This window comes from Streptomyces kronopolitis (assembly GCF_050953795.1).
Lineage (GTDB): Bacteria > Actinomycetota > Actinomycetes > Streptomycetales > Streptomycetaceae > Streptomyces > Streptomyces kronopolitis_A.
In genome coordinates this window covers 3,072,242-3,093,909 of record NZ_CP191850.1, presented here as the reverse complement: position 1 = coordinate 3,093,909, position 21,668 = coordinate 3,072,242, and the positions used below count along the sequence as shown (strand labels likewise).

At 71.2% G+C, this 21,668-nt stretch carries 23 protein-coding genes, 1 tRNA gene, 1 pseudogene and 1 riboswitch; of the genes and pseudogenes, 18 read left to right on the top strand and 7 right to left on the bottom strand.

Annotation, left to right across the window (positions count from 1 at the left end; translation table 11 throughout):
• Nucleotides 1-90: 90 nt before the first annotated feature.
• The 8 genes from clpS to ACQP17_RS13435 all read left to right on the top strand — a co-directional run bounded on the left by clpS (nt 91) and on the right by ACQP17_RS13435 (nt 6,304).
• Nucleotides 91-444 (top strand): ATP-dependent Clp protease adapter ClpS, encoded by a 354-nt coding sequence (clpS, locus tag ACQP17_RS13470; RefSeq protein WP_433856494.1) that lies wholly within the window; start codon nt 91-93, stop codon nt 442-444.
• Nucleotides 441-1,037 (top strand): DUF2017 domain-containing protein, encoded by a 597-nt coding sequence (locus ACQP17_RS13465; RefSeq protein WP_433856493.1) that lies wholly within the window; start codon nt 441-443, stop codon nt 1,035-1,037. The genes clpS and ACQP17_RS13465 overlap by 4 nt, the downstream gene beginning before the upstream one ends.
• Before the next feature lie 319 nt (nt 1,038-1,356).
• Nucleotides 1,357-2,826 (top strand): amino acid permease, encoded by a 1,470-nt coding sequence (locus ACQP17_RS13460; RefSeq protein ID WP_433856492.1) that lies wholly within the window; start codon nt 1,357-1,359, stop codon nt 2,824-2,826.
• Between the two features lie 154 nt (nt 2,827-2,980).
• Nucleotides 2,981-3,406, top strand: a complete 426-nt coding sequence (locus ACQP17_RS13455) for a M67 family metallopeptidase (RefSeq protein ID WP_364880748.1) — start codon at nt 2,981-2,983, stop codon at nt 3,404-3,406.
• Nucleotides 3,407-3,490: 84 nt separating this feature from the next.
• The gene (locus ACQP17_RS13450) at nt 3,491-3,664 is read left to right on the top strand and encodes a putative leader peptide (RefSeq protein WP_433856491.1); all 174 of its coding nucleotides are present in this window, start codon (nt 3,491-3,493) and stop codon (nt 3,662-3,664) included.
• A gap of 138 nt (nt 3,665-3,802) precedes the next feature.
• Complete coding sequence (locus ACQP17_RS13445; RefSeq protein WP_433856490.1) at nt 3,803-4,135, top strand: MoaD/ThiS family protein; 333 nt, start codon at nt 3,803-3,805, stop codon at nt 4,133-4,135.
• Complete coding sequence (locus tag ACQP17_RS13440; RefSeq protein WP_433856489.1) at nt 4,135-5,085, top strand: PLP-dependent cysteine synthase family protein; 951 nt, start codon at nt 4,135-4,137, stop codon at nt 5,083-5,085. The genes ACQP17_RS13445 and ACQP17_RS13440 overlap by 1 nt, the downstream gene beginning before the upstream one ends.
• 466 nt (nt 5,086-5,551) lie before the next feature.
• On the top strand, nt 5,552-6,304 hold the full coding sequence (locus tag ACQP17_RS13435) for an MBL fold metallo-hydrolase (protein ID WP_433856488.1): 753 nt from the start codon (nt 5,552-5,554) through the stop codon (nt 6,302-6,304).
• Nucleotides 6,305-6,401: 97 nt separating this feature from the next.
• On the opposite strand, the gene ACQP17_RS13430 is transcribed toward ACQP17_RS13435, so the two are convergent.
• Both ACQP17_RS13430 and ACQP17_RS13425 read right to left on the bottom strand, forming a co-directional pair.
• The gene (locus ACQP17_RS13430; protein ID WP_433856487.1) at nt 6,402-7,673 is read right to left on the bottom strand and encodes a PTS transporter subunit EIIC; all 1,272 of its coding nucleotides are present in this window, start codon (nt 7,671-7,673) and stop codon (nt 6,402-6,404) included.
• A 262-nt stretch (nt 7,674-7,935) separates the two neighbouring features.
• Nucleotides 7,936-9,246, bottom strand: a complete 1,311-nt coding sequence (locus tag ACQP17_RS13425; protein ID WP_433856486.1) for a PTS transporter subunit EIIC — start codon at nt 9,244-9,246, stop codon at nt 7,936-7,938.
• A gap of 236 nt (nt 9,247-9,482) precedes the next feature.
• Between ACQP17_RS13425 and ACQP17_RS13420 the strand changes: the two genes are divergently transcribed.
• The 4 genes from ACQP17_RS13420 to rdgB all read left to right on the top strand — a co-directional run bounded on the left by ACQP17_RS13420 (nt 9,483) and on the right by rdgB (nt 11,652).
• Nucleotides 9,483-9,716 carry a glucose PTS transporter subunit EIIB gene (locus ACQP17_RS13420; protein ID WP_018091307.1) on the top strand — a complete coding sequence of 78 codons (234 nt, stop codon included), beginning with the start codon at nt 9,483-9,485 and terminating at the stop codon, nt 9,714-9,716.
• 98 nt (nt 9,717-9,814) lie between these two features.
• Entirely contained in the window at nt 9,815-10,546 is a 732-nt protein-coding gene (gene rph / locus ACQP17_RS13415) for a ribonuclease PH (protein WP_433856485.1), read from the top strand.
• A gap of 131 nt (nt 10,547-10,677) precedes the next feature.
• Nucleotides 10,678-10,815 carry an SCO1431 family membrane protein gene (locus ACQP17_RS13410; RefSeq protein WP_189102171.1) on the top strand — a complete coding sequence of 46 codons (138 nt, stop codon included), beginning with the start codon at nt 10,678-10,680 and terminating at the stop codon, nt 10,813-10,815.
• Nucleotides 10,816-11,019: 204 nt separating this feature from the next.
• A complete protein-coding gene (gene rdgB / locus ACQP17_RS13405) occupies nt 11,020-11,652 on the top strand; it encodes an RdgB/HAM1 family non-canonical purine NTP pyrophosphatase (protein ID WP_433856484.1) in 633 nt (210 codons plus the stop codon).
• A gap of 72 nt (nt 11,653-11,724) precedes the next feature.
• Here rdgB and ACQP17_RS13400 read toward each other — a convergent pair.
• The 3 genes from ACQP17_RS13400 to ACQP17_RS13390 form a co-directional block, all read right to left on the bottom strand.
• Nucleotides 11,725-11,808: transfer RNA gene (locus ACQP17_RS13400), tRNA-Leu, on the bottom strand.
• A complete protein-coding gene (locus ACQP17_RS13395; RefSeq protein WP_433856483.1) occupies nt 11,799-12,851 on the bottom strand; it encodes an HNH endonuclease in 1,053 nt (350 codons plus the stop codon). The genes ACQP17_RS13400 and ACQP17_RS13395 overlap by 10 nt, the downstream gene beginning before the upstream one ends.
• Before the next feature lie 271 nt (nt 12,852-13,122).
• On the bottom strand, nt 13,123-14,661 hold the full coding sequence (locus ACQP17_RS13390) for an MFS transporter (RefSeq protein WP_433856482.1): 1,539 nt from the start codon (nt 14,659-14,661) through the stop codon (nt 13,123-13,125).
• A gap of 338 nt (nt 14,662-14,999) precedes the next feature.
• On the opposite strand from ACQP17_RS13390, the gene ACQP17_RS13385 reads away from it, so the two are divergent.
• Both ACQP17_RS13385 and ACQP17_RS13380 read left to right on the top strand, forming a co-directional pair.
• The gene (locus ACQP17_RS13385) at nt 15,000-15,506 is read left to right on the top strand and encodes a hypothetical protein (RefSeq protein WP_433856481.1); all 507 of its coding nucleotides are present in this window, start codon (nt 15,000-15,002) and stop codon (nt 15,504-15,506) included.
• Nucleotides 15,506-16,780, top strand: a complete 1,275-nt coding sequence (locus ACQP17_RS13380; RefSeq protein WP_433856480.1) for a sensor histidine kinase — start codon at nt 15,506-15,508, stop codon at nt 16,778-16,780. The genes ACQP17_RS13385 and ACQP17_RS13380 overlap by 1 nt, the downstream gene beginning before the upstream one ends.
• Nucleotides 16,781-16,809: 29 nt before the next feature.
• Here the strand turns inward: ACQP17_RS13380 and bcp are convergent, their stop codons facing one another.
• Nucleotides 16,810-17,277 carry a thioredoxin-dependent thiol peroxidase gene (bcp, locus tag ACQP17_RS13375; RefSeq protein ID WP_433856479.1) on the bottom strand — a complete coding sequence of 156 codons (468 nt, stop codon included), beginning with the start codon at nt 17,275-17,277 and terminating at the stop codon, nt 16,810-16,812.
• Between the two features lie 228 nt (nt 17,278-17,505).
• On the opposite strand from bcp, the gene ACQP17_RS13370 reads away from it, so the two are divergent.
• The 3 genes from ACQP17_RS13370 to ACQP17_RS13360 all read left to right on the top strand — a co-directional run bounded on the left by ACQP17_RS13370 (nt 17,506) and on the right by ACQP17_RS13360 (nt 18,751).
• Entirely contained in the window at nt 17,506-17,823 is a 318-nt protein-coding gene (locus ACQP17_RS13370; protein WP_329150836.1) for a DUF3618 domain-containing protein, read from the top strand.
• Between the two features lie 145 nt (nt 17,824-17,968).
• Nucleotides 17,969-18,271: a GroES family chaperonin gene (locus ACQP17_RS13365; protein ID WP_048828920.1), complete on the top strand. Its 303-nt coding sequence runs from the start codon at nt 17,969-17,971 to the stop codon at nt 18,269-18,271.
• A 57-nt stretch (nt 18,272-18,328) separates the two neighbouring features.
• Nucleotides 18,329-18,398: riboswitch (guanidine-III (ykkC-III) riboswitch) on the top strand.
• A 32-nt stretch (nt 18,399-18,430) separates the two neighbouring features.
• On the top strand, nt 18,431-18,751 hold the full coding sequence (locus tag ACQP17_RS13360) for a DMT family transporter (RefSeq protein WP_433856478.1): 321 nt from the start codon (nt 18,431-18,433) through the stop codon (nt 18,749-18,751).
• A 46-nt stretch (nt 18,752-18,797) separates the two neighbouring features.
• Here ACQP17_RS13360 and ACQP17_RS13355 read toward each other — a convergent pair whose 3' ends face one another.
• On the bottom strand, nt 18,798-20,993 hold the full coding sequence (locus ACQP17_RS13355; RefSeq protein ID WP_433856477.1) for a transglycosylase domain-containing protein: 2,196 nt from the start codon (nt 20,991-20,993) through the stop codon (nt 18,798-18,800).
• 349 nt (nt 20,994-21,342) lie between these two features.
• Between ACQP17_RS13355 and ACQP17_RS13350 the strand changes: the two are divergent.
• Nucleotides 21,343-21,517: pseudogene (locus ACQP17_RS13350) on the top strand (ABC transporter permease); the annotation flags it as partial.
• Nucleotides 21,518-21,668: the final 151 nt, after the last annotated feature.

Here is a 21,668-nt window from a genome sequence, read left to right as displayed (position 1 = left end):
GTCCCGCCGGTGGGCGCCCGCGGCGGGCCGACGCGGCCCGCGCGAGGGGCATTTGTGCGTCGCGGGCCCCCGGGTGGCAGCATGGGGCCTGTGAGCGCCCACCCGTCACCCGCCATCACGCTCCGGCCGCACCACTGCACCCTCGGTGTCCCGGTCGAGACCGAGCGTCCCGAGTCGAGCGAGGCTCCCTTCGAGGTTCCCGAGCCCGACCTCCCGTGGGTCACGATCGTTCACAACGACCCCGTGAACCTCATGAGCTACGTCTCCTATGTCTTCCAGACGTACTTCGGCTACTCCAAGGACAAGGCGCACCAGTTGATGCTCGACGTCCATCACAAGGGACGCGCGGTGGTCTCCAGCGGCAGCCGCGAGGAGATGGAGCGCGACGTGCAGGCCATGCACGGCTTCGGCCTGTGGGCGACCCTCCAGCAGGACCGCCGATGACCGGGCACTTCACCCCGCTGCCCGGCGGCGGCGCCTCGGTCCCCCTCGACGAGGTCGAGATCTCCATCCTGCGCAGCCTCGCCGTCCAGCTGATGGAGCTGATCGGCCCGGGCGAGGAGCCCGCGGAGCGCGAGGGCGACGACCTGCTGGCGTCGATCTTCAACGACGGCCCCAGCGAGCCGCCCGCCGACCCGGTCCTGGCCCGTCTCTTCCCCGACGCCTACGGCGGGCCCGACCTCGTCCCCGACGACGACGTCCGCGCCGCCTCCGCCGAGTTCCGCCGCTACACCGAGAACGATCTGCGCGCCCGCAAGCGCGAGGACACCCTCGCGCTGATCCGCGCGCTGGACACGCTCGCGCCGTCGTCCGGCGGCAGCGCCGAGCTGCGGCTCGAGCCCGACGAGTGCCGGCGGTGGCTGGGGGCCCTCAACGACCTCCGGCTGGCCATCGGGACGCGGCTTGAAGTGACCGATGAAGAGGACGGCGGCGAGCTGCTGCGGCTGCCGGACAGCGATCCCCGCAAGCCGATGGTGATGGCATATCTCTGGCTCGGCGGGCTTCAGGAGACTCTGGTCGAGTCACTCATGGGGTGAAAACCGGGCATATCGCCCCGGTTGTTCGCGGGGTGTTCGCTCAGCGGATGCTCAAATCCGCATAACGATCCCATTACCGCCGCCAAGCAAGTTGTGCCCACTTATTCGGTTTGGCCCCTTTTTCGCGTGGTGCGGTTCACGCCATCTCTAGGCGATCTCCTGGGGGTCGTGATAGATGTTCACGACCTGCCGTGAGTGACGCCACCCCTGTCGCTGCGGGAGCGCTTGGCCGGCCGACCGTCGGCAGCAGGACTCCATCCGGGGGGATCGGGACCCGATCCGGACAGACCGGGTCGGTATGGAGAAAGGCGCACCACACATGACCTCTGTGCAGGTCGACAAGCAACACGACGGCAACGAGGCAGCTGAGCAGGCCCCCGAAGAGGGCTATCAGCGCGGTCTGGGAAACCGTCAGATCCAGATGATCGCCATTGGTGGCGCCATCGGTACCGGTCTCTTTCTGGGAGCCGGCAAGGCGATCTCGATGGCCGGGCCGAGCATCATCCTCGCCTACGCCATCGTCGGTCTGGTCATCTTCTTCATCATGCGGGCCCTGGGCGAACTGCTCATGTACCGGCCCGTCTCCGGCTCCTTCTCGGAGTACGCGCGAGAATTCCTCGGTCCGTTCGTCGGCTTCGTGACCGGCTGGACCTACTGGCTGTTCTGGGTCGTCACCGGCATTACCGAAGTGACCGCCGCGGCCACGTATGTGCAGTACTGGAACAAGGGCATACCGCAATGGGCGGCGGCGCTGGTCTTCACCGTCGCGCTCTTCGGTATCAACCTGATCTCCGTGAAGATCTTCGGTGAGCTGGAATTCTGGTTCTCGATGGTCAAGGTCACCGCGATCATCGGCATGATCCTGATCGGCCTCGGCGTGATCACCCTCGGCTTCTCCGACGCCGGTGACACCGCGTCCTTCACCAACCTGTGGTCCCACGGCGGCTTCTTCCCCAAGGGCATCGGCGGCACGCTGATGACGCTGCAGATCGTGATGTTCGCCTTCCTCGCCGTCGAACTCGTCGGCGTCACCGCGGGCGAGGCGACCAACCCGAAGAAGGTCCTGCCCAAGGCGATCAACACCGTGCCGTGGCGGATCGGCCTCTTCTACATCGGTGCGCTGATCATCATTCTGTCCGTCGTCAGCTGGACGGTCTTCAAGCCGGGCGTCAGCCCCTTCGTGGCCGCCTTCCAGCAGATCGGCCTGCCGGCCGGCGCGGGCATCGTCAACTTCGTCGTGCTGACGGCCGCGCTCTCCTCGGCCAACTCCGGCATGTACTCCACCGGCCGGATGCTGCGCGACCTCGCGCTCAACGGCCAGGGCCCGAAGTTCTTCACCAAGCTCAGCAAGAACGGCCTGCCCACCTGGGGCACCGGCGTCTCGGTCGCGATGATGCTGTTCGGCGTCTACATCAACTACCAGTGGCCCGGCGACGCGTTCAACTACGTCGTCTCCTTCGCCACCATCTCCGGTATGTGGGCGTGGATCGTCATCCTGGCCTCGCAGCTGCGCTACCGCGCCAAGGCCAACCGCGGCGAGCTGCCGCAGTCCGAGTTCAAGGCCCCCGGCAGCCCCTACACCTCGATCTTCGCGCTGGCCTTCATCGCCATGGTGATCGTGATGATGGGCGTCGACCCGGACGCCCGGATCTCGCTCTACGCGGCGCCCCTGTGGGCGCTCATCCTGGGCGTGGGCTACCTGTGCATCAAGCGCCGGGACGCTGCGCAGGGCCTGACGTCCGGCGCGGCTGGCCGGCAGGCCCCCGTCAAGGACGGCACGGACGCCTGACACCCTCGCACCACCCCGGGCGCCTCACCTGACGTCCGGCATGCGGGCCCGTACGTATCGTTCTCCGGTACGGACGGGCCCGCTGCGTGTGCGCCCGGTCGCTCAGCGCCACCCTCTGGCCCGCGCCGCGCCCGCTCCTCTTATCCTTGGCGCCATGCTGACCCTCACCAAGGCCCTCCACGACCAGATCGTCGAGCACTCCCGCCAGGACCACCCCGACGAGGCCTGCGGCGTGGTCGCGGGCCCGGCCGGCAGCGGCCGCCCCGAGCGGTTCATCCCGATGCTGAACGCCGCCCGCTCGCCCACGTTCTACGAGTTCGACTCGGCCGACCTGCTCAAGCTCTACCGGGAGATGGACGACCGGGACGAGGAGCCGGTGATCATCTACCACTCGCACACCGCCACCGAGGCCTACCCCTCGCGCACCGACATCTCGTACGCCAACGAGCCGGCCGCCCACTATGTCCTGGTATCCACCGCCGACACCGAGGGCGCCGGGCCGTTCCAGTTCCGCTCGTTCCGTATCGTCGACGGCACGGTGACCGAGGAAGAGGTCGAGGTCGTGGCCGCGTACTCCTGAGCGCGTCCCACCTGTCGTACAGCTACCGTCCGCATCATGGGACGTGGTTCCAAAACCCGGACCGGGAATCGATACGATGACCGCATGGTTGACCCTGACGTGAGCGAAAAGAGGCCGGGCATGCTGCTGCTCGCTCCGCTCGCCACGCGTCGCTCCGCAACCGCGCTGCTGGGCGCGTTCGGCTGCGGAGCCGCACGGCTGCACGTCGATCTGTGCCGGCTTTCCAGCGCCATCTGTCCGCGCTGCGCCGCCGCCTGACCCGGCCTGCCCCGGGCGCGCGGCGCGCCTCTTCGGCACCCCCGCACTTCCCGCGTCACCCGACGCCCTCCCGGCACGCCGCATGCCGTGCACCCCGGGACGCACAGCCCCCGAACCGCACTCCCACAGGAGCATTCCATGGCCATCGAGGTCCGAATCCCCACCATCCTGCGCACCTACACCGACGGCGAGAAAGCTGTCGAGGGCAGCGGGGAGACCCTCGCCGACCTCTTCACCGACCTGGAGAGCCGGCACAACGGCATCCGCGAGCGCCTGGTCGAGGGCGAGCAGCTGCGCCGCTTCGTGAACGTCTACCTCAACGACGAGGACGTCCGCTTCCTGGAGGGCATCTCCACCAAGCTCGCCGACGGCGACAGCGTGACGATCCTCCCGGCGGTGGCGGGAGGGGCCGGGGCGCAGCCCCGTCCGGCAGGCGCGGCGGTCGGGTGGCGGGCGGGAGGCATGCGCTGATGCGCTACGACTCCCCGCTGGCGGCGGTCGGGAACACCCCTCTCGTCCGCCTGCCGCGCCTGTCGCCCTCCGACGACGTCCGTATCTGGGCGAAGCTGGAGGACCGCAACCCCACGGGTTCGATCAAGGACAGGCCCGCGCTGCACATGGTCGAGCAGGCCGAGAAGGACGGCCGGCTCACCCCCGGCTGCACCATCCTGGAGCCGACCAGCGGCAACACCGGCATCTCGCTCGCCATGGCGGCCAAGCTCAAGGGCTACCGCATCGTGTGCGTGATGCCGGAGAACACCTCGTCCGAGCGGCGGGAGCTGCTCGCCATGTGGGGCGCGGAGATCATCTCCTCGCCCGCGGCGGGCGGCTCCAACACGGCCGTACGGGTGGCCAAGGAGCTGGCCGCCGAGCACCCCGACTGGGTGATGCTCTACCAGTACGGGAACCCGGACAACGCCGGTGCGCACTACGCCACCACCGGCCCGGAGATCCTCGCCGACCTCCCCTCGATCACCCATTTCGTGGCCGGTCTGGGCACCACCGGCACCCTGATGGGCGTCGGCCGCTATCTGCGCGAGCACGTCCCCGGTGTCCGGATCGTCGCCGCCGAGCCGCGCTACGACGACGTGGTCTACGGGCTGCGCAACCTCGACGAGGGCTTCATCCCCGAGCTCTACGACGAGTCCCAGCTCACCACCCGCTTCTCGGTCGGCTCCGAGGACGCGGTCCGCCGCACCCGCGAACTCCTCGCGGAGGAAGGCATCTTCGCGGGCATCTCCACCGGCGCGGCGCTGCACGCCGCGATCGGTGTCGCCCGCAAGGCCGCCAAGGCGGGGGAGAGCGCCGACGTCGTCTTCGTCGTCGCCGACGGCGGCTGGAAGTACCTGTCCACCGGCGTGTACACCGCCGAGTCCACCGAGGCCGCGATCGCCACCCTGCACGGGCAGCTCTGGGCGTAGGGGTGACGGCGGCATGCCGGGTGACGGGCGGCGGCCCTCCCCGGGGGTGCCGTCCGAAGGCGAGCGCCCCGGGCGCCCCGGTATCTGCGGGGCACCCGGGGCGCGGCGCGCGGAGGCCGGCGAAAAGCGCAGCGGCGAAAAACGCAGCGACGAAAACGGAGCGGCGGAACGGCGGCGGAACGGCGGCGGGGCTCCTGCGGAACGGGTGGCGGGAGGGGCCACTGCGTACGGGCGTACGGGGCGTCAGCCCGGACTGGTGATTCCGCCCACAGCTCGCCCCGCTGGAGGAGCCACAGCACCTTTTGCGCCTTACGCTCGTGGGCACCGCACCGACCGCCAAGGATCCGGCAACACCCCGGCAGGGCCCGCCGGGAAACCCCCCATGGACCCTCCCCGAGCTCTCCACCGCGTACGAGCCGGGGGAGGCGCCTGACCGCCGCCCACGCCCACGGAGGTTCACGCCCGTATGAAGCTCACTGTCGTCGGATGCTCGGGGTCGTTCCCTTCGATGGAATCGGCCTGTTCGAGCTACCTCCTGGAGGCCGACGGCTTCAGGCTGCTCCTCGACATGGGCAACGGCGCCCTGGGTGAGCTGCAGCGCCACACCGGCCTCTATGACCTGGATGCCGTACTCCTGTCGCACCTGCACGCCGATCACTGCATCGACCTGTGCGGCTATTTCGTCGTGCGCTACTACCGCCCGGACGGTGGACGGTGCGCGCCGATGCCGGTCTACGGGCCGGCCGGGACCGAGCGCCGGCTGACCGTGGCGCACGCCGACCTGCCGTACGACGGCGCGATGAGCGAGGTCTTCGACTTCCGCACCCTGACGCCGGGCACCTTCACCCTCGGGCCGTTCACGATCCGTACCGAGCGGGTCAAGCACCCCGTGGAGGCCTTCGCCGTCCGGGTCGAGCACGGCGGCCGGTCGCTGACGTACTCCGGGGACACCGGGCCCTGCGACGCGCTGGAGACCCTCGCGGCGGGCAGCGACTTCTTCCTGTGCGAAGCCTCCTTCACCTACGGCAAGGAAGACATTCCGGACCTGCACCTCAACGGGCGGGAGGCCGGCGAGGCCGCCCGGCGGGCCGGCGCGGGGCGGCTGGTGCTGACCCACATCCCGCCGTGGACCGACCCGGACATCAGCGTCCGTGACGCCCAGAAGGTCTACGACGGGCCGGTCGAGGTCGCCAAGGCGGGCGCCGTCTACGAGATCTGAGCCGGGCCGCGGGAAGCGTCCCGCGGCACACGACGAGGGCCCCCGGAGACCGAATCGTCTCCGGGGGCCCTCGTCGTCTGCGGCGGCCCGGCAGGGGTCAGGCCTTGTACTGGGCCTTGTCCTCCGCGGCGATCTCCTCCTCGGACTCGCGCCCGGGGGTCGGCAGGTTGAACTTGACGATCGCGAACCGGAACACGACGTAATACAGCGCCGCGAAGCCCAGCCCGGTGAGGGCGAGCAGCCACGGCTTGGTGGCGATGCCGAGGTTCAGCCCGAAGTCGATCGCGCCGGCCGAGAAGCCGAAGCCGTCCTTCATCCCCAGGGCCCAGGTCAGCGCCATCGAGACACCGGTCAGCACCGCGTGGATGGCGTACAGCACCGGGGCGATGAACATGAAGGTGAACTCGATCGGCTCGGTGACGCCGGTGATGAAGGCGGTCAGCGCGATGGAGAGCATCATGCCGCCGACGACCTTGCGGCGCTCGGGCCGGGCGCAGTGCACGATCGCCAGGCAGGCGGCGGGCAGCGCGAACATCATGATCGGGAAGAAGCCGGTCATGAACTGTCCGGCCGAGGGGTCGTGCGCCAGGAAGCGGGCGATGTCGCCGTGCTTGCCGTGGTAGTCACCGGCCTGGAACCACGGGAAGGAGTTCAGCAGGTGGTGCATGCCGACCGGGATCAGCGCGCGGTTGACGACCCCGAATATGCCGGCGCCCACCGCGCCCGAGCCGACGAGCCAGGCGCCGAAGCTGTGCAGCCCGGTCCCGAGCACGGGCCAGATGTAGCCGAAGACGATGCCGATGACGAGGCCGGCGAAGGCGGAGAGGATCGGCACGAGGCGGCGGCCGCCGAAGAAGCCGAGCCAGTCGGGCAGCTTCTTGCGGCTGTAGCGCTGGTAGAGCAGCGCGACCACGATGCCCATCACGACGCCGCCCAGCACTCCGGCGTCCACCGGCGGCGCGACGTCGGCCAGCTTGCCGTCGACGACGTCCTGGATCTTGGGCAGGTTGGTGTCCCGGAAGGTGCCCAGCACCTGCTTGAACACCAGGTAGCCGACGACCGCGGCCAGCGCGGTGGAGCCGTCGGACTTCTTGGCGAAGCCGATCGCGATGCCCACCGCGAAGAGCAGCGGCATGTTGTCGAGCAGCGCGCCGCCACCGGCCGCCATGAACTCGGCGATCTTGTTCAGGAACGCGGGGAACGACTCCCGGCCGAGCATGTCCGGCTGCCCGAGCCGTACCATCAGCGCCGCCGCGGGCAGGGTGGCGATCGGTAGCATCAGGCTGCGGCCGATGCGCTGGGCCACTGCCATGGCGCGAGAGCCGCGGCCCTTCTTCTCCGGGGCCGCTGTCGCGGTGGCCGAACTCATCGGATTCCTCCTGGTGAGGCGGGGACTCGGTGGGGGAACCACTGGTCTACACCGCTCAGTGGTTTAGACCATTCTTACACGGTCGTTCGCCGCAAAGGAATCCCCGTGAAGGCCCCGGAACGCCCGCGGTCACCGGCCTGTGGCGGCCGGCCGGAGCGGGTGCGTCAGGGGTGGGGGAGCGGGTCCGCAACCCCCGCCGCGCGCACGGGAGTTCGCCACCGCAAGATCGTCTTCGCCGCGGCGGGAGCGCCCCGGCCGGCCCCTACTTCACGTTCTCCTGCTCCATCGCGTCGCCCACCTCGTCCGGCTCCCGGCCGGGCGTCGCCAGATTGAACTTCGTGATCACGAAGCGGAAGAGGGCGTAGTAGACCACCGCGAAACACAGGCCGATGGGAATGATCAGCCAGGGCTTGGTCGCCAGCCCCCAGTTGATGACGTAGTCGATCAGGCCGGCCGAGAAGCTGAAGCTGTCGTGCACGCCCAGCGCCCAGCTCACCGCCATCGACACACCCGTCAGCACGGCGTGGATCGCGTACAGCGCCGGCGCGACGAACAGGAACGAATACTCGATCGGCTCGGTCACCCCCGTCACGAACGAGGTCAGGCCGACCGACAGCATCATGCCGGCGATCTCCTTGCGGCGGTGCGGCTTGGCGCAGTGCGCGATCGCCAGCGCCGCGGCCGGCAGCGCGAACATCATGATCGGGAAGAACCCGGTGGTGAACTGGCCCGCCGTCGGGTCGCCCGCCAGGAACCGGTTGATGTCGCCGTGCACGACCGTGCCGTCCGGCTTGGTGAAGCTGCCGAACTGGAACCAGACGAAGGTGTTCAGGAACTGGTGCAGGCCGATCACCAGCAGCGCGCGGTTGGCGACGCCGAAGAGTCCGGCGCCCCAGGACGCCAGCCCCGTCAGCCACTCACTGAAGCTCGTCAGCGCGTCACCGATGGGCTGCCAGACGAACAGGCACAGCACCGCGAACACCAGTCCGACGAAGGCCATGATGATCGGCACCAGCCGGCGGCCGTTGAAGAACCCCAGCCAGTCCACCAGCTTCACCCGGTGGAAGCGCTGCCACAGCCAGGCGGACAGGAAGCCCATGACGATGCCGCCGAAGACCCCCGGGTTCTGGAAGGAGGCCTGGGTCACGGTCAGCGTCTTGTCGACGCACACCCCGCTCCACAGGCCCGCCTGGGTGTACGTCTGCCCCGCGGCGCAGCCCGCCGGGAACGCGTGCATCACCGAGAAGTAGACGAGGAAGCCGGCCACCGCGGCCAGCGCCGTCGACCCGTCCGCCTTCTTGGCCATGCCGATCGCCACACCGATGCAGAACAGCAGCGGCAGGCCGAGCCCCGAATCCAGCAGGGCGCCGCCCGCGGCCGCGAAGACCTTGCCGACCGCGTCCCAGCCCAGCCCGTCGGCGCCGAACACATCCGGCTGGCCGAGCCGGTTGAGAATGCCCGCGGCGGGCAGGACGGCGATCGGCAGCTGCAGGCTGCGCCCCATCTTCTGCAGCCCCTGGAAGAGGTTCGCTCCCCAGTTCCGCCCCGGTGCCGCCGCCGCGTTCGAACTCATCGGTGTCCTCCCGGCGGTCGGCCCGTCGACAACCGCCCTGGTGCTTGCCGCATACTGGTGGTGTAGACCACTTGTGGTGCGTTCCGGCCGTCCCGTCCGGGCCGTCCGGCGCGCACTTCGGTGATCGCCATCCTTCGCCAGACAGCGGACAAACGCCCACATAGGTGGGCCAAACGTGCGTTACGGTGTGAAACCGCCCGGCGGACCGCCGGCGGCCGAGACAAGCAGGAGTGGACATGGCCAGCAAGGCAGAGAAGATCGTCGCCGGGCTCGGCGGACTCGACAACATCGAAGAGGTCGAGGGCTGCATCACCCGCCTCCGCACCGAGGTCGTCGACTCCTCCCTCGTCGACGAGGCCGCCCTCAAGGCCGCCGGCGCCCACGGCGTCGTCAAGATGGGCACCGCGATCCAGGTCGTCATCGGCACCGACGCCGACCCCATCGCCGCCGAGATCGAAGACATGATGTGAGCACCTGAGCCGCGCCCCGCGCGCCCTCACCGACGGCCCCGCACCGGACGATCCACCGCCCGGAGTGGGGCCGCCGCGTTGCCGATAGGGTCTACGCCATGTCTCGCATCGACGGCCGCACCGCCGAACAACTCCGCCCGGTCACCATCGAACGCGGCTGGAGCAAGCACGCCGAAGGCTCCGTCCTCATCTCCTTCGGCGACACCAAAGTCTTCTGCACCGCATCCGTCACCGAAGGCGTCCCGCGCTGGCGCAAGGGCACCGGCGAAGGCTGGGTCACCGCCGAATACTCGATGCTGCCCCGCTCCACCAACACCCGCGGCGACCGCGAATCCGTCCGCGGCAAGATCGGCGGCCGCACCCACGAGATCAGCCGCCTCATCGGCCGCTCACTGCGCGCCGTCATCGACTACAAGGCCCTCGGCGAGAACACCATCGTCCTGGACTGCGACGTCCTCCAGGCCGACGGCGGCACCCGCACCGCCGCCATCACCGGCGCCTACGTCGCCCTCGCCGACGCCGTCACCTGGGCCCAGGGCAAGAAGCTCATCCGCCACGGCCGCAAGCCCCTGACCGGCACCGTCTCCGCCGTCAGCGTCGGCATCGTCGACGGCACCCCCCTCCTCGACCTCTGCTACGAGGAGGACGTCCGCGCCGACACCGACATGAACGTCGTCTGCACCGGCGACGGCCGCTTCGTCGAGGTCCAGGGCACCGCCGAGGCCGAGCCCTTCGCCCGCGAGGAGCTCAACGCCCTCCTCGACCTCGCCGTCTCCGGCTGCGCCACGCTCGACGAGGCCCAGCGGGCGGCGCTGGCCCGCACGCTCTGACACACCGGCGGCCGCGCACGACGCGACCACCACGGGGTCGCAGGGGAAGGACCACCACCTCCCCCTGTGACCCTTTTCTCATGGGAGATCCCTCTCTGGGCAAGCCGCCCCGGCCACGGCACTGTGGACCCATGCCCACCACTGCCGCGACCGCACCCCGCGCCCGCACCGGCGGGCCCCGGGACGACAACCCGCTCCTGGAGCACCTCCTCGGCTGGACCCTCGTCCTCGTCCTCGCCATGCTGCTCACCCAGACCGGCCTCGTCTGACCGCTGCCGGCCCGCTGTGCCGGCCCTCCGACGGCCTGACCGGGTCGCGCCCCCGCCCCGGCGCCCCGGCAACGGCACCGGCCGCACCCCGCGTGTCCTCCTTCGGCTGCGGAACGGTCCGGAGGGCCGCGGACCGCACCCGGGCCGAGCGCCGACGGGGCCGGTGACCTGACCGCGCTAAGTACTCCGGGATAATCACCGCCCATGCAGACTCACACCGGCCCGGACGCCGCACCCCGGCGCCTCATCCTCGCCACCCGCAACGCCGGCAAGATCAACGAGCTTCACGCCCTCCTCGAAGCGGCCGATCTGCACGTCGAACTCGTCGGCTCCGACGCCTACCCCGAGGTCCCCGACGTCAAGGAAACCGGCGTCACCTTCGCCGAGAACGCCCTGCTCAAGGCCCACGCCCTCGCCCAGGCCACCGGCCACCCCGCCGTCGCCGACGACTCCGGACTGTGCGTCGACGTGCTCGGCGGCGCCCCTGGCATCTTCTCCGCCCGCTGGGCCGGCCGGCACGGCGACGACCGTGCCAACCTCGACCTGCTCCTCGCCCAGCTCGGCGACATCGCCGACGGCCACCGCGCCGCCCACTTCGCCTGCGCCGCGGCCCTGGCCCTGCCCGACGGCACCGAACGCGTCGTCGAGGGCACCCTTGAGGGCACCCTGCGCCACACCCCCTCCGGCACCGGCGGCTTCGGCTACGACCCGATCCTCCAGCCCCTCGGCGACACCCGCACCTGCGCCGAACTGACCCCCGCCGAGAAGAACGCCATCAGCCACCGCGGCAAGGCCTTCCGGGCCCTGACACCGGTGGTACGGGAATTGCTGGGCTGAGGCGACGGCCGAGCCCTTGGGGACGAAAACGGCCTGCGAACCGGAAGCTTCGGTTCGCAGGCCGTTCCTCGGTGCGGCCGGAGGGATTCGAACCCTCACGGGTGTTACCCCACTGGCACCTAAAGCCAGCATGACTGCCAATTCCATCACGGCCGCCGGTCGCCAGCCATGATATCGGGCCCGCCGCGGGGACGGGGCGCGGGCGGTGATGAGGCCGTATTCCGGCCGCGGCGGCACCAGGTGTCGGTGAGCGCATGGCAATTGGGACAGAGGTAGCGCACGTTCTCCGCGCGGTTGTCGAGCCAGTCGCCGTTCACGTGGTCGATCTGCAGGGTGATCGGCTGTTCGCGCCATATGCCGGGGTTGCCGCAGGTGGCACAGGCGTACGGGACGCCGATCTCGCCGAGCGCCCGGTGCAAGCGCTCGCGGTTGACACGAGGCGAGCCCTCGGGACGCACGCACAGCACCCGGCCGGCCAGCGGCTCGGGGCGAGCGGGCCGGACGACTCGTCGCGACCTCCGTGTGAAGTGGGAGACGTCCAGACCGAGTTGGACGACCGTGCGCCGGATGCGGCGGTGGTTCGCGTCGTTCACGGGCAGGCCGAGTGCCCGCATCACGTCGGCGTAACCGGTGCCACCGGCCACGGCCGTGCGCAGTTCCTCCTCGGGCAGCGGTCTGCGGGCGTGGGTGAAGTGGCTCGTGCTCACCCCGTGCTCGGCGAGTGCGCGGCGTAGTGCGGCGCGCGTGCGGCCGTCGTCACGGGCGCCGAGGGCGCGGGCCACGGCGCGGAGGCTGGAGGCTGACGCCGCGGCCGACCGGAGTTCCCCCGGCGAGTACGGCAGTTCGGGCCGGGAGCGGGTGAGCCCCGGGAAGTGGCGTGTGTCGATCCCGGCCGCGGCGATGCGGCGACGGAGGTGGGAGAGCGTGCCCGGCGCGGGTGTGGCGCCCAGGTTCGCGGCGACTTCGCGCAGCGTGCTGGACGTCGCGACGGCCTGGGCCAGCGCTTCGTCGGAGTACCTGCGCCCTGCGCTCCGTGGGGTGAAGTGCCCGACGTCGAGGCCGAAGTCGGCCACCGCCGCCCGGAGCGTCCGGCGCCTGCCCCCGCTCACCTTGAAGTTGAGCCTGCGCATCAGATCCGCCCAGCTCGATGCCTCGGCGACCGTGCCGGCGAGGCGCTCGCGGGTGAACTCACCGGCCACGCGGCGCCCCCTCCCGAGCCCGGCGCGCATCCGGCGCCGACGCTCGCGCGGCCCGGACGGGTCCCCTTCCTGTGCAGACGACCGTCATGCGCTCCCTACCCCGTCCCCCCGCCCCCTGCGCCGAGCCCACCCCCGCGCCCCCTCGAACAGAACAACGATCGAACGCGAAGCCGGTTACGCCCCGCCGGGCGGGCGCGGAAAGGCGGAAGCGGAAAAGCGAGCGGGCCCCGGGGGAGGGTCCCCGGGGCCCGCGTCGGCAGGCGGCTGTCGTTCAGAACCGTGGTTCCGCCGTCTGGGCCTCGATGAGTTCGACGGCTTCCTCCTTGGTGGCCACGGAGGGCGGGGAGCCTTCGAGGGGCTGGCGGGCGGTCTCCTTCATGCAGGCGACGGCGATGACGCCCACGAGGGCGGCGCCCATCGTGTAGTAGGCGGGGACCATGGCGTTCTCGTCGAAGACGTCCATGAGGGCGGTGATCACCAGGGGGGTGGTGCCGCCGAAGAGGGAGACGGCCAGGTTGTAGCCGATGGACAGCGAGCCGTAGCGGACGTTGGTGGGGAAGAGGGCCGGCAGGGCGGCGGACATGGTGCCCAGGAGGCAGACCAGGGAGAGTCCCAGGAGTGCCATGCCGCCGATGACGGCGGGGATGCTGCCCTGCTTGACCAGGAGGAAGGCCGGGATCGCCAGGACGAAGAAGCCGAGCATGCCGGCCATCAGCAGGGGCTTGCGGCCGTAGCGGTCGTTGAGCTTGCCGACGGTGCTGATGACGCACATCAGGGCGACCATGGTGCCCAGGAGGATCAGCAGGCCGTGGGACTCCTCGTAGTGGAGGGTGTCCGTCAGGTAGGTCGGCATGTACGACAGCAGCATGTAGTCGGTGATGTTGTAGGCGCCGACCAGGGCGATGCAGAGGATCAGGGTGGGCCACTGCTGGGCGAAGATCTCGCTGATCTTCTTCTTCGGGGCGTTCTCGGAGAGGTGGGAGAACTCCGCCTCGGCCTCGACGGCGGAGCCGGAGGCGCTGTGGGTGTGCGCGGCCTCGAACTTCTGGAAGGCGGGGGTCTCGTCGAGCTTGACCCGGAGGTAGAGGCCCACCAGGCCGAGCGGGCCGGCGATCAGGAAGGGCAGCCGCCAGCCCCACTGGAGCATGGCGTCATCGCCCAGGGTGGTGTTGAGCAGCAACACGATGCCGGCGGCGCCGGTGTACCCGATGAGGGTGCCCATCTCCAGGAAGCTGCCGAAGTAGCCGCGCTTCTTGTCGGGGGCGTACTCGGCGATGAAGGTGGAGGCGCCGCCGTACTCACCGCCGGTGGAGAAGCCCTGGACGAGACGGAAGAGGATGAGCAGGGCGGGGGACCAGAAGCCGATGGTGGCGTAGGACGGGATCAGCCCGATGCACAGGGTGCCCAGCGCCATCATGATCATGGTGAGGGCGAGGACCTTCTTGCGGCCGATGCGGTCGCCGAGGGGGCCGAAGTAGGCGCCGCCGAGGGGGCGTACGAGGAAGGCCACGGCGAAGGTCGCGAAGGACGACAGCAGGCTGGTGGTGTCGCTGCCGCCGGGGAAGAAGACCTTGCCGATGGTGACCGCGAGATAGCTGTAGATGCCGAAGTCGAACCATTCCATGGCGTTGCCGAGCGCGGCGGCCTTCACGGCGCGCTTGACGGTGGGTTCGTCGGTGACGGTGATGTCGGTGCGCCGGAGTCTGGGGTTCTTGCGCCGGGCGACGGCACGGAAGAGCACCCGGTGGCGCTTGAGCGCTTCCCGGTCCTGGTCGGGAGCGGGTTCGGCTTCGGTGCTGCCGGTCGGCACGAGGCGGTCCTCTCGGTCTGACGGCGCGCGGCTGCGCGCGGGATACGACAGGTGCGCCTGCGCATTCGCGCGCGGATCAAACCACTGTGTCGTCACGAAGCGATAAACGTCACGCGCGGCTGCGCCGTACGGAGCACCGGGGCGCGCGGCGGGCAGTGCCGTGACGGAACACGCCAGGGGCGGCACAGGGCTTGTTACAGGACTGGTACACAGCCGCGCGGTCACCGCCGCGTTCGGGCAACCGGCCTGTGTCCGTGGCACGGAAGAGTGGCAGCGCCGGGCGCGGCATTCGTGTTTGCTGTGGGGGTACGGGGCCTGGTCCTCGGGAGGAGAACGTGATGACGGACCGCGGAGGGTCCCGGTGGGGTCGGGGACGTGTGGCGCTGGTGGCCTTTGCCGTGGTGACGGCGCTGGCGGCCGGCGGGGTGTGGCTCGCCCAGACGCCGGACCGGGCGTCGGCGGTGGACGCCGCGCCCAAGACGTCGGCGGTGCAGGACGTGAAGGAGGACGGCCGGCCGTCCCAGGGGCTGCCGGTGGTGCGTGACTGCGGCATCGGCGCGCCCGAGACCAAGCCGCGGGTGATTACGCTGACCTGCTCGGACGTCGGAATGGTGGCGACCGGTATCCGGTGGAAGAAGTACGGCGCCAAGGACGCGGTGGGGGTCGGTGTGGTGCAGGTGGAGAAGACCGCGGCGGGCGGGGGGACGGATGCCGGCTTCCCGGCGACCTTCCGTCTCTACGGGCCCAAGCCGGTGCACGGCGGGCTGGCGTTCACCGGCCTGGAGGTGACGTACGAGGGGTCGACGCCGCTCGGGGACACGACGGAGATGTACAACCTCGCGTGATGGGCATTCGAGGCCGGATCGCCCTGGCCATTTCCTGTATGACGGCACTGGCCGTGGTGGTGCTCGGGTTCGCCGTGCACCACATAGCGGATTCGGAGCGCGAGCGGTCGGCACGGGCGTATCAGGACGACCGGCTCAGCTCGGCGCTGCAGATCTTCGAGCGGGACGGCACGCTGGCGCTGGGCGCGCAACTGGACGACGGGGCGCTGCCGTCGCCGTTGCGTGACGCGGTGTTCAAGCGGCGGTCGGGGACGTATGTCAGCGGCGGTGAGGACCCGCGGGTGTGGGCGGCGACGGGGGTCACGGACGGCAGCGGGGGCGCCCCGACGCGGTCGCTGTCGGTCTCGGCGCCCTATCCGGACGACGATCCGGCGCAGCTGGCGCTGGACCGGGCGCTGCTGATCGCGGGCTGCGGCACGGTCGTGCTGATGGCGGTGGTGTCGTGGTTCGTCTCGCAGCGGCTGTCGCGGCGGCTGCGGCTGAGCGCGGCGGCGGCGCGGCGGATCGCGGCGGGGGAGGCGCCGGACGCGGACGCGCTGGCCAGTCACGGGCGGGACGAGGTCGCCGAGTTGGGCCGCAGTGTGCACCACATGGCGCTGTCGCTGGCGGCCCAGGCGCAGGCGGAGCGGGAGTTCACCGCGGATGTGGCGCACGAGCTGCGCACGCCGGTGGCCGGGCTGGTGGCGGCGGCGGAGCTGTTGCCGCAGCCGCGGGCGGTGGAGCTGGTGCGGGACCGAGCGCAGGCGATGCGGCGGCTGGTGGAGGACCTGCTGGAGGTCTCCCGGCTGGACGCGGGGGTGGAGCGGGCGGATCTGGACGCCTGTGAGCTGCCGTCGCTGGTGCGCGGGATCGTGCGGCGGGCGGCGCGGCAGCGCGGGGTCGACGAGGTGTCGGTGACCGTGGAGGGCGAGCCGCGGATCGTGGAGACCGACCGGCGCCGGGTGGAGCGGGTGCTGGTGAATCTGCTGGCGAACGCGGCCAAGCACGGCAGGCCGCCGATCGAGGTGGTGGTGGCCGGTGCGCGGATCGTGGTGCGCGATCACGGTCCGGGCTATCCGGCGGAGCTGTGCGCGGAGGGGCCGCGGCGGTTCCGTACGGCGGCGCCGGAGCGGGGGACCGGGCACGGTCTGGGGCTGACGATCGCGGCCGGGCAGGCGCAAGTGCTGGGTGCGCGGCTGGACTTCGGCGCCGCCGCGGCGGGCGGCGCCGAGGCCGTGCTGGAGCTGCCCGAGCGGGCGGGCCGGGTGTGCGCGACCGATCCGGGCGGCGGGTGAGCGGCCCGGCCGGTCGTGCGGGGGGGGCGTTACAGCCCCAGGTCCTTGATGATCTTGGCGACGTGGCCGGTGGCCTTGACGTTGTACAGGGCGCGCTCGACCTTGCCGTCCTCGTCGAGGATGACGGTGGAGCGGATGACGCCCGTGACGGTCTTGCCGTAGAGCTTCTTCTCGCCGAAGGCGCCGTAGGCGGTCAGGACGGACTTGTCCGGGTCGCCGAGCAGGGTGACCTTCAGGTCCTCCTTCTCGCGGAACGTGGCGAGCTTCTCCGGCTTGTCGGGGGAGATGCCGATGACGTCGTAGCCGTGGCCGGCGAGGAAGTCGAGGTTGTCGGTGAAGTCGCAGGCCTGCTTGGTGCAGCCGGGGGTCAGCGCGGCCGGGTAGAAGTACACGATGACCTTGCGGCCCCGGTGGTCGGCGAGCGATACCTGCCGGTCGTCCGCGTCGGGGAGGGTGAAGGCGGGGGCGGTGTCGCCGGGCTGGAGTCGCTCGCTCATGTCTCTCCTCTGGCATGGATACGTACGCCCCGACATTAGCCAGCCCCGCCGGACGGTGCGGGCCCGGGAGTCCGGGCGGCGCGAAACGGGGGGTGCTGTGGGGCGCGCGGGGGTGTGAGCTGACAGACTGTCCCTCACGAATCGGGCAGTCAGCCAGGTGGCCGGTTCCGTACGGGGCTCCGTGCCCGGCCCCCGTACGCATCGGCGCGAGACGACGGAGGCAGCGCGGTGGCGGAAGCCAGGACCCCGGCGCAGATCGAGGCGGACATCGTCCGCAGGCGGCAGGAGCTCGCCGTCACGCTCGACGAGATCGGTGTGCGGCTGCACCCGAAGACGATCATCGGTGACGCGAAGGCGAGTGCGGCGGCCGCCGTGGACCGTACGGCGGGGCGGGCGTATGTGGCCGCCAACCGCGCGGTGTCGGACGTGCGGGCGCAGCTGGTGTCGGAGGACGGGACGCCGCGGCTGGAGCGGATCGTTCCGGTGGCGGTGATCGGTGTGGCCCTGGTCGGCCTGCTGACCCTGCGCACCCGCCGCCGCCGCTAGTAGGGGGTGCCCGGCCCGGCCCCGTCCGGCGTGGCCGGCCGGAGCGCCCGGCGCCCGTGGTGCGGGACGGGCCGCGCCGGGCAGGTACGGTCGTGCCGTGAGCCCGAATAACACCAAGGACACCCACGACAAGCTGCCGATCCGGATGCTGCACGACCGCGTGCTGGTCCGGACGGACATCCCCGAGGGCGAGCGCCGCTCCTCGGGGGGCATCGTCATTCCCGCGACCGCGGCGGTCGGCCGCCGCCTGGCCTGGGCCGAGGTGGTCGCGGTCGGGCAGAACGTGCGGACCGTCGAGGTGGGCGACCGGGTGCTCTACGACCCGGAGGACCGGGCCGAGGTCGAGGTGCGCGGCGTGGCGTACGTGCTGATGCGCGAGCGCGATCTGCACGCGGTGGCGGCGGAGCGCCTGGAGGGTGCGGAGGACGCGACCGGGCTGTATCTGTGACCGCCGGGCGGTGACTTCCGCGGCGTGCGGCCCCTGACCGGGGCCGGTGCCCGCCGCGCCCCGTCCTTGCTAGCCTCGGACGTACCCGACGAGACGCGCCGTACCGGGCAGGACAAGACGACGCACCCCTGTTGACGCTCTGTTCACGGAGGTGCCGTCATGGCATGGATCCTGCTTCTGGCCGCCGGTCTGCTGGAGGTCGGCTGGTCGGTCGGCATGAAGTACACCGACGGTTTCACCCGGCTGTGGCCCAGCGTGTTCACCGGCGCGGGCATCGTCGCCAGCATGCTGCTGCTCTCGTACGCGGCCCGGACCCTGCCGATCGGCACCGCCTACGGCGTGTGGGTCGGCATCGGCGCCGCCGGTGCGGCGGTGGCCGGGATGGTGCTGCTCGGCGAGCCGGCCACCGCGGCCCGGATCTTCTTCATCGCTCTGCTGCTGGTGGCGGTCGTCGGGCTGAAGGCCACGTCGGGGCACTGACGGCGCACCGCCGTACCCCCCCCCGTGATGGCCCGGCCCCGCCCGGCTAGCCGCCCCACTCCGTCGGCAGGCGATCGAGGTCGTAGGCCTGCGGGGCCACCGTCGGGAAGTCGTTGGTGGGTTCCGTGGGGGCGGGGGGCTCGGGCGGCCCGGTGGGGGTGGGCGGTCCGGCGGTGGGTGCGGTCGGGGCCCCGGTGGGGGGCCCGGGGAGGGTGCTGGAGCCGCTCGGTCCGGCGGACGGCGAGCCCGACGCGCCGGGTGAGCCGGAGTCGCTGCCGGACGGCTCCGGGGAGGCCGACTCGGCGCCCTTTTCCAGCTGGAGGTCGAAGTCGCGGACCGGCTTCCCGTTCAGCGCGGCCGCGGTGTAGTCGGCCCAGATCTGGGCGGGGTAGTCACCGCCGTTGACCCGGGACAGGCCCCCCGCGCCGTACAGCGGCTCCTGCGCCGCGCTCTCGGGGTTCTGGCCCAGGACGGCGACGACGGTGGCGAGGTCGGGGGTGTAGCCCGCGAACCAGGCGGCCTTGTCGTCCTCCGCGGTGCCGGTCTTGCCGGCCGCGGGGCGCCCGGCGCCCTGGGCGGCGGTGCCGGTGCCGCCGTCGACGACGCCGCGCAGGATCGAGGTGGTGGTGTCGGCGGCCGTCCGCGGCAGGGCGGTGCTCTCCTCGCGCTCCGGCAGGTCGACGGCCTCCTCGTTCCTGGTGACCTTGTCGACCAGGGTGTACGGCCGGTGGGTGCCGTGGTGGGCGAGCGTGGCGTAGACCTGGGTCATGGACAGCACGCTGGGGGTGGCGGTGCCCAGGGAGACGGCGCCCTGGGACGAGGCGAGGCTCGGGGTGTCGGCGGGGATGCCCAGGCTGACGGCGGTGGCCTTGACCTTGCCGGGGCCGACGTCGATGCCCATCTGGGCGTAGACGGCGTTGACGGACTTGTCGGTGGCCTCGGTGACGGTGATCGGGCCGTAGGAGCGGTCGTCCTCGTTGGCGGGGGCGAAGCCGGTGGGACGGCCGTGATGGACCGTCATCCGTTTGTTGGTGCCGTCGTAGACGGTGTTGGGGGTGATCGTGGCGCCGTCCTGGGTGGTGGAGCCGTTCTCCACGGCGGAGGCGAAGACGATCGGCTTGAAGGTGGAGCCGACCTGGTAGTCGGCGCGGGTGGCGCCGTTGACGTACTGCCGGGCGTAGTCGATGCCGCCGTAGAGGGCGACGACCCGGCCGGTGGCCGGGTCGATGGAGGCGCCGCCGGCCCGGACGTAGCGGTCGACCTTCCGGGAGTCGTCGAGCCGGTCCATCACCCGGGTGTTGACCGCCTTGACGAAGGCGTTCTGGCGCTTGCGGCTGATGGTGGTGGTGATGCGGTAGCCGCCGCCCCGCAGGGTGTCCTCCTCAAGGATCTGGTGGTCGGTGAGGTAGTCCTTGACGGCCTCGACGAGGTAGCCGCGCTGGCCGGTGAGCCCGGGGGAGGCCTTGGCGGGCTTGGGCTCGGGGAATTGCAGGCCCTCCCGCTCGGCGGGACTGAGCCACTTCTTGGTCACCATGCCGTCCACGACGTAGTTCCAGCGCGCCAGCACCCGCGGGCGGTTGCCGGGGTGGGCGGTGATGTCGTAGGCGCTGGGGGCGTTGAGGAGGGTGGCGAGGTAGGCGCCCTGGGCGGTGGTCAGATCCTCGGCGTTGCGGCCGTAGTAGGACTGGGCGGCGGCCTGGATGCCGTAGGCGTTGCGGCCGTAGTAGCTGGAGTTGAGGTAGCCCTCCAGGATGTTGTCCTTGCTCACCTCGCGGTCCAGCTTGATGGCGATGAAGAACTCCTTGGCCTTGCGGGTGACGGTCTGCTCCTGGCCGAGGTAGTAGTTCTTCACGTACTGCTGGGTGATGGTCGAGCCGGACTGTTTGCCCTTGCCGGTGACGGTGTTCCAGGCGGCCCGGAGCATCGCGGCGGGGTCGACCGCGGACTCGGAGTAGAAGTCGCGGTCCTCGGCGGCGAGGACGGCCTGCTGGACGGACTTGGGGACCTGGCTGAGCGTCACGTTCTGCCGGTTGACCTCGCCGTCGCGGGCCAGCTCCGAGCCGTCGGAGTAGAGGTAGACGTTGCTCTGCGCCTTGGCGGCGCTGTTGGCCGGCGGGATGCCGACCAGCAGGTAGCCGGTGATCATCCCGCCGACGACGAGCAGCAGGAACAGCAGCCCGGCGCCCAGCACCGCGCGCCAGGGGGGAAGGGCACGGCGCCAGCCCGTACGTGGTCCGCTCATGTTCGGTTGGACTCCTCGGCCGCCGCCGGAGGTTGTACTGCGGCGAGTCGGTGTCTTATCGGGGATGTGTGCGGTCCGCGGGGTGAGCAAATGCCGCACACGGGGCAACTCTCGCATCATTCGTGCCGGTCAGGAGGGGTGGCGCGCACCCCGGACCGCCAGCTGACCGGCTGAATGGCGCCCAGGGCTCACCCGAAGCGGTGACAATTCGATGGTGCCCGCCCGGCCCGCACTCCAGGCTCCGGTGTTCCGCGTCGCCGCCGCGCACGGACGCGGAGGGCGGGGGAGGGGAGGCGGCGTGGTAGCGGCCGTGGCGGCCGGCAGCTTCCGGCGGTACGCCACGTAGCAAATGGCCACCGTGGCGGGCGTGTTCACCCACCGTCTTCGGCTTCCTCGCCGCCTTCACCCACCTCGCGCTGTGGCACGAGCGGCCGCATCCGGGCGGCTACGACCAGGCGCAGGCGCTGACCTTCGTGTGGACGGGGCAGGCCCTGCTGGCGGTCGTGGCGCCGATGGGCGGCGGGGAGCGCACCCCGGTGGTGGACCCGGAGCGCGAACTCCCGCCGATCGAGGGCGTCCCCGGCGCCCGCACGGTCCGGGTGGCCGGGCCCCGGCAGTGGCCGGCCTTCCCCGCGTCGCAGAGCGCGGCGGCCCCGGTCGCCGCGGTCGCGCCGG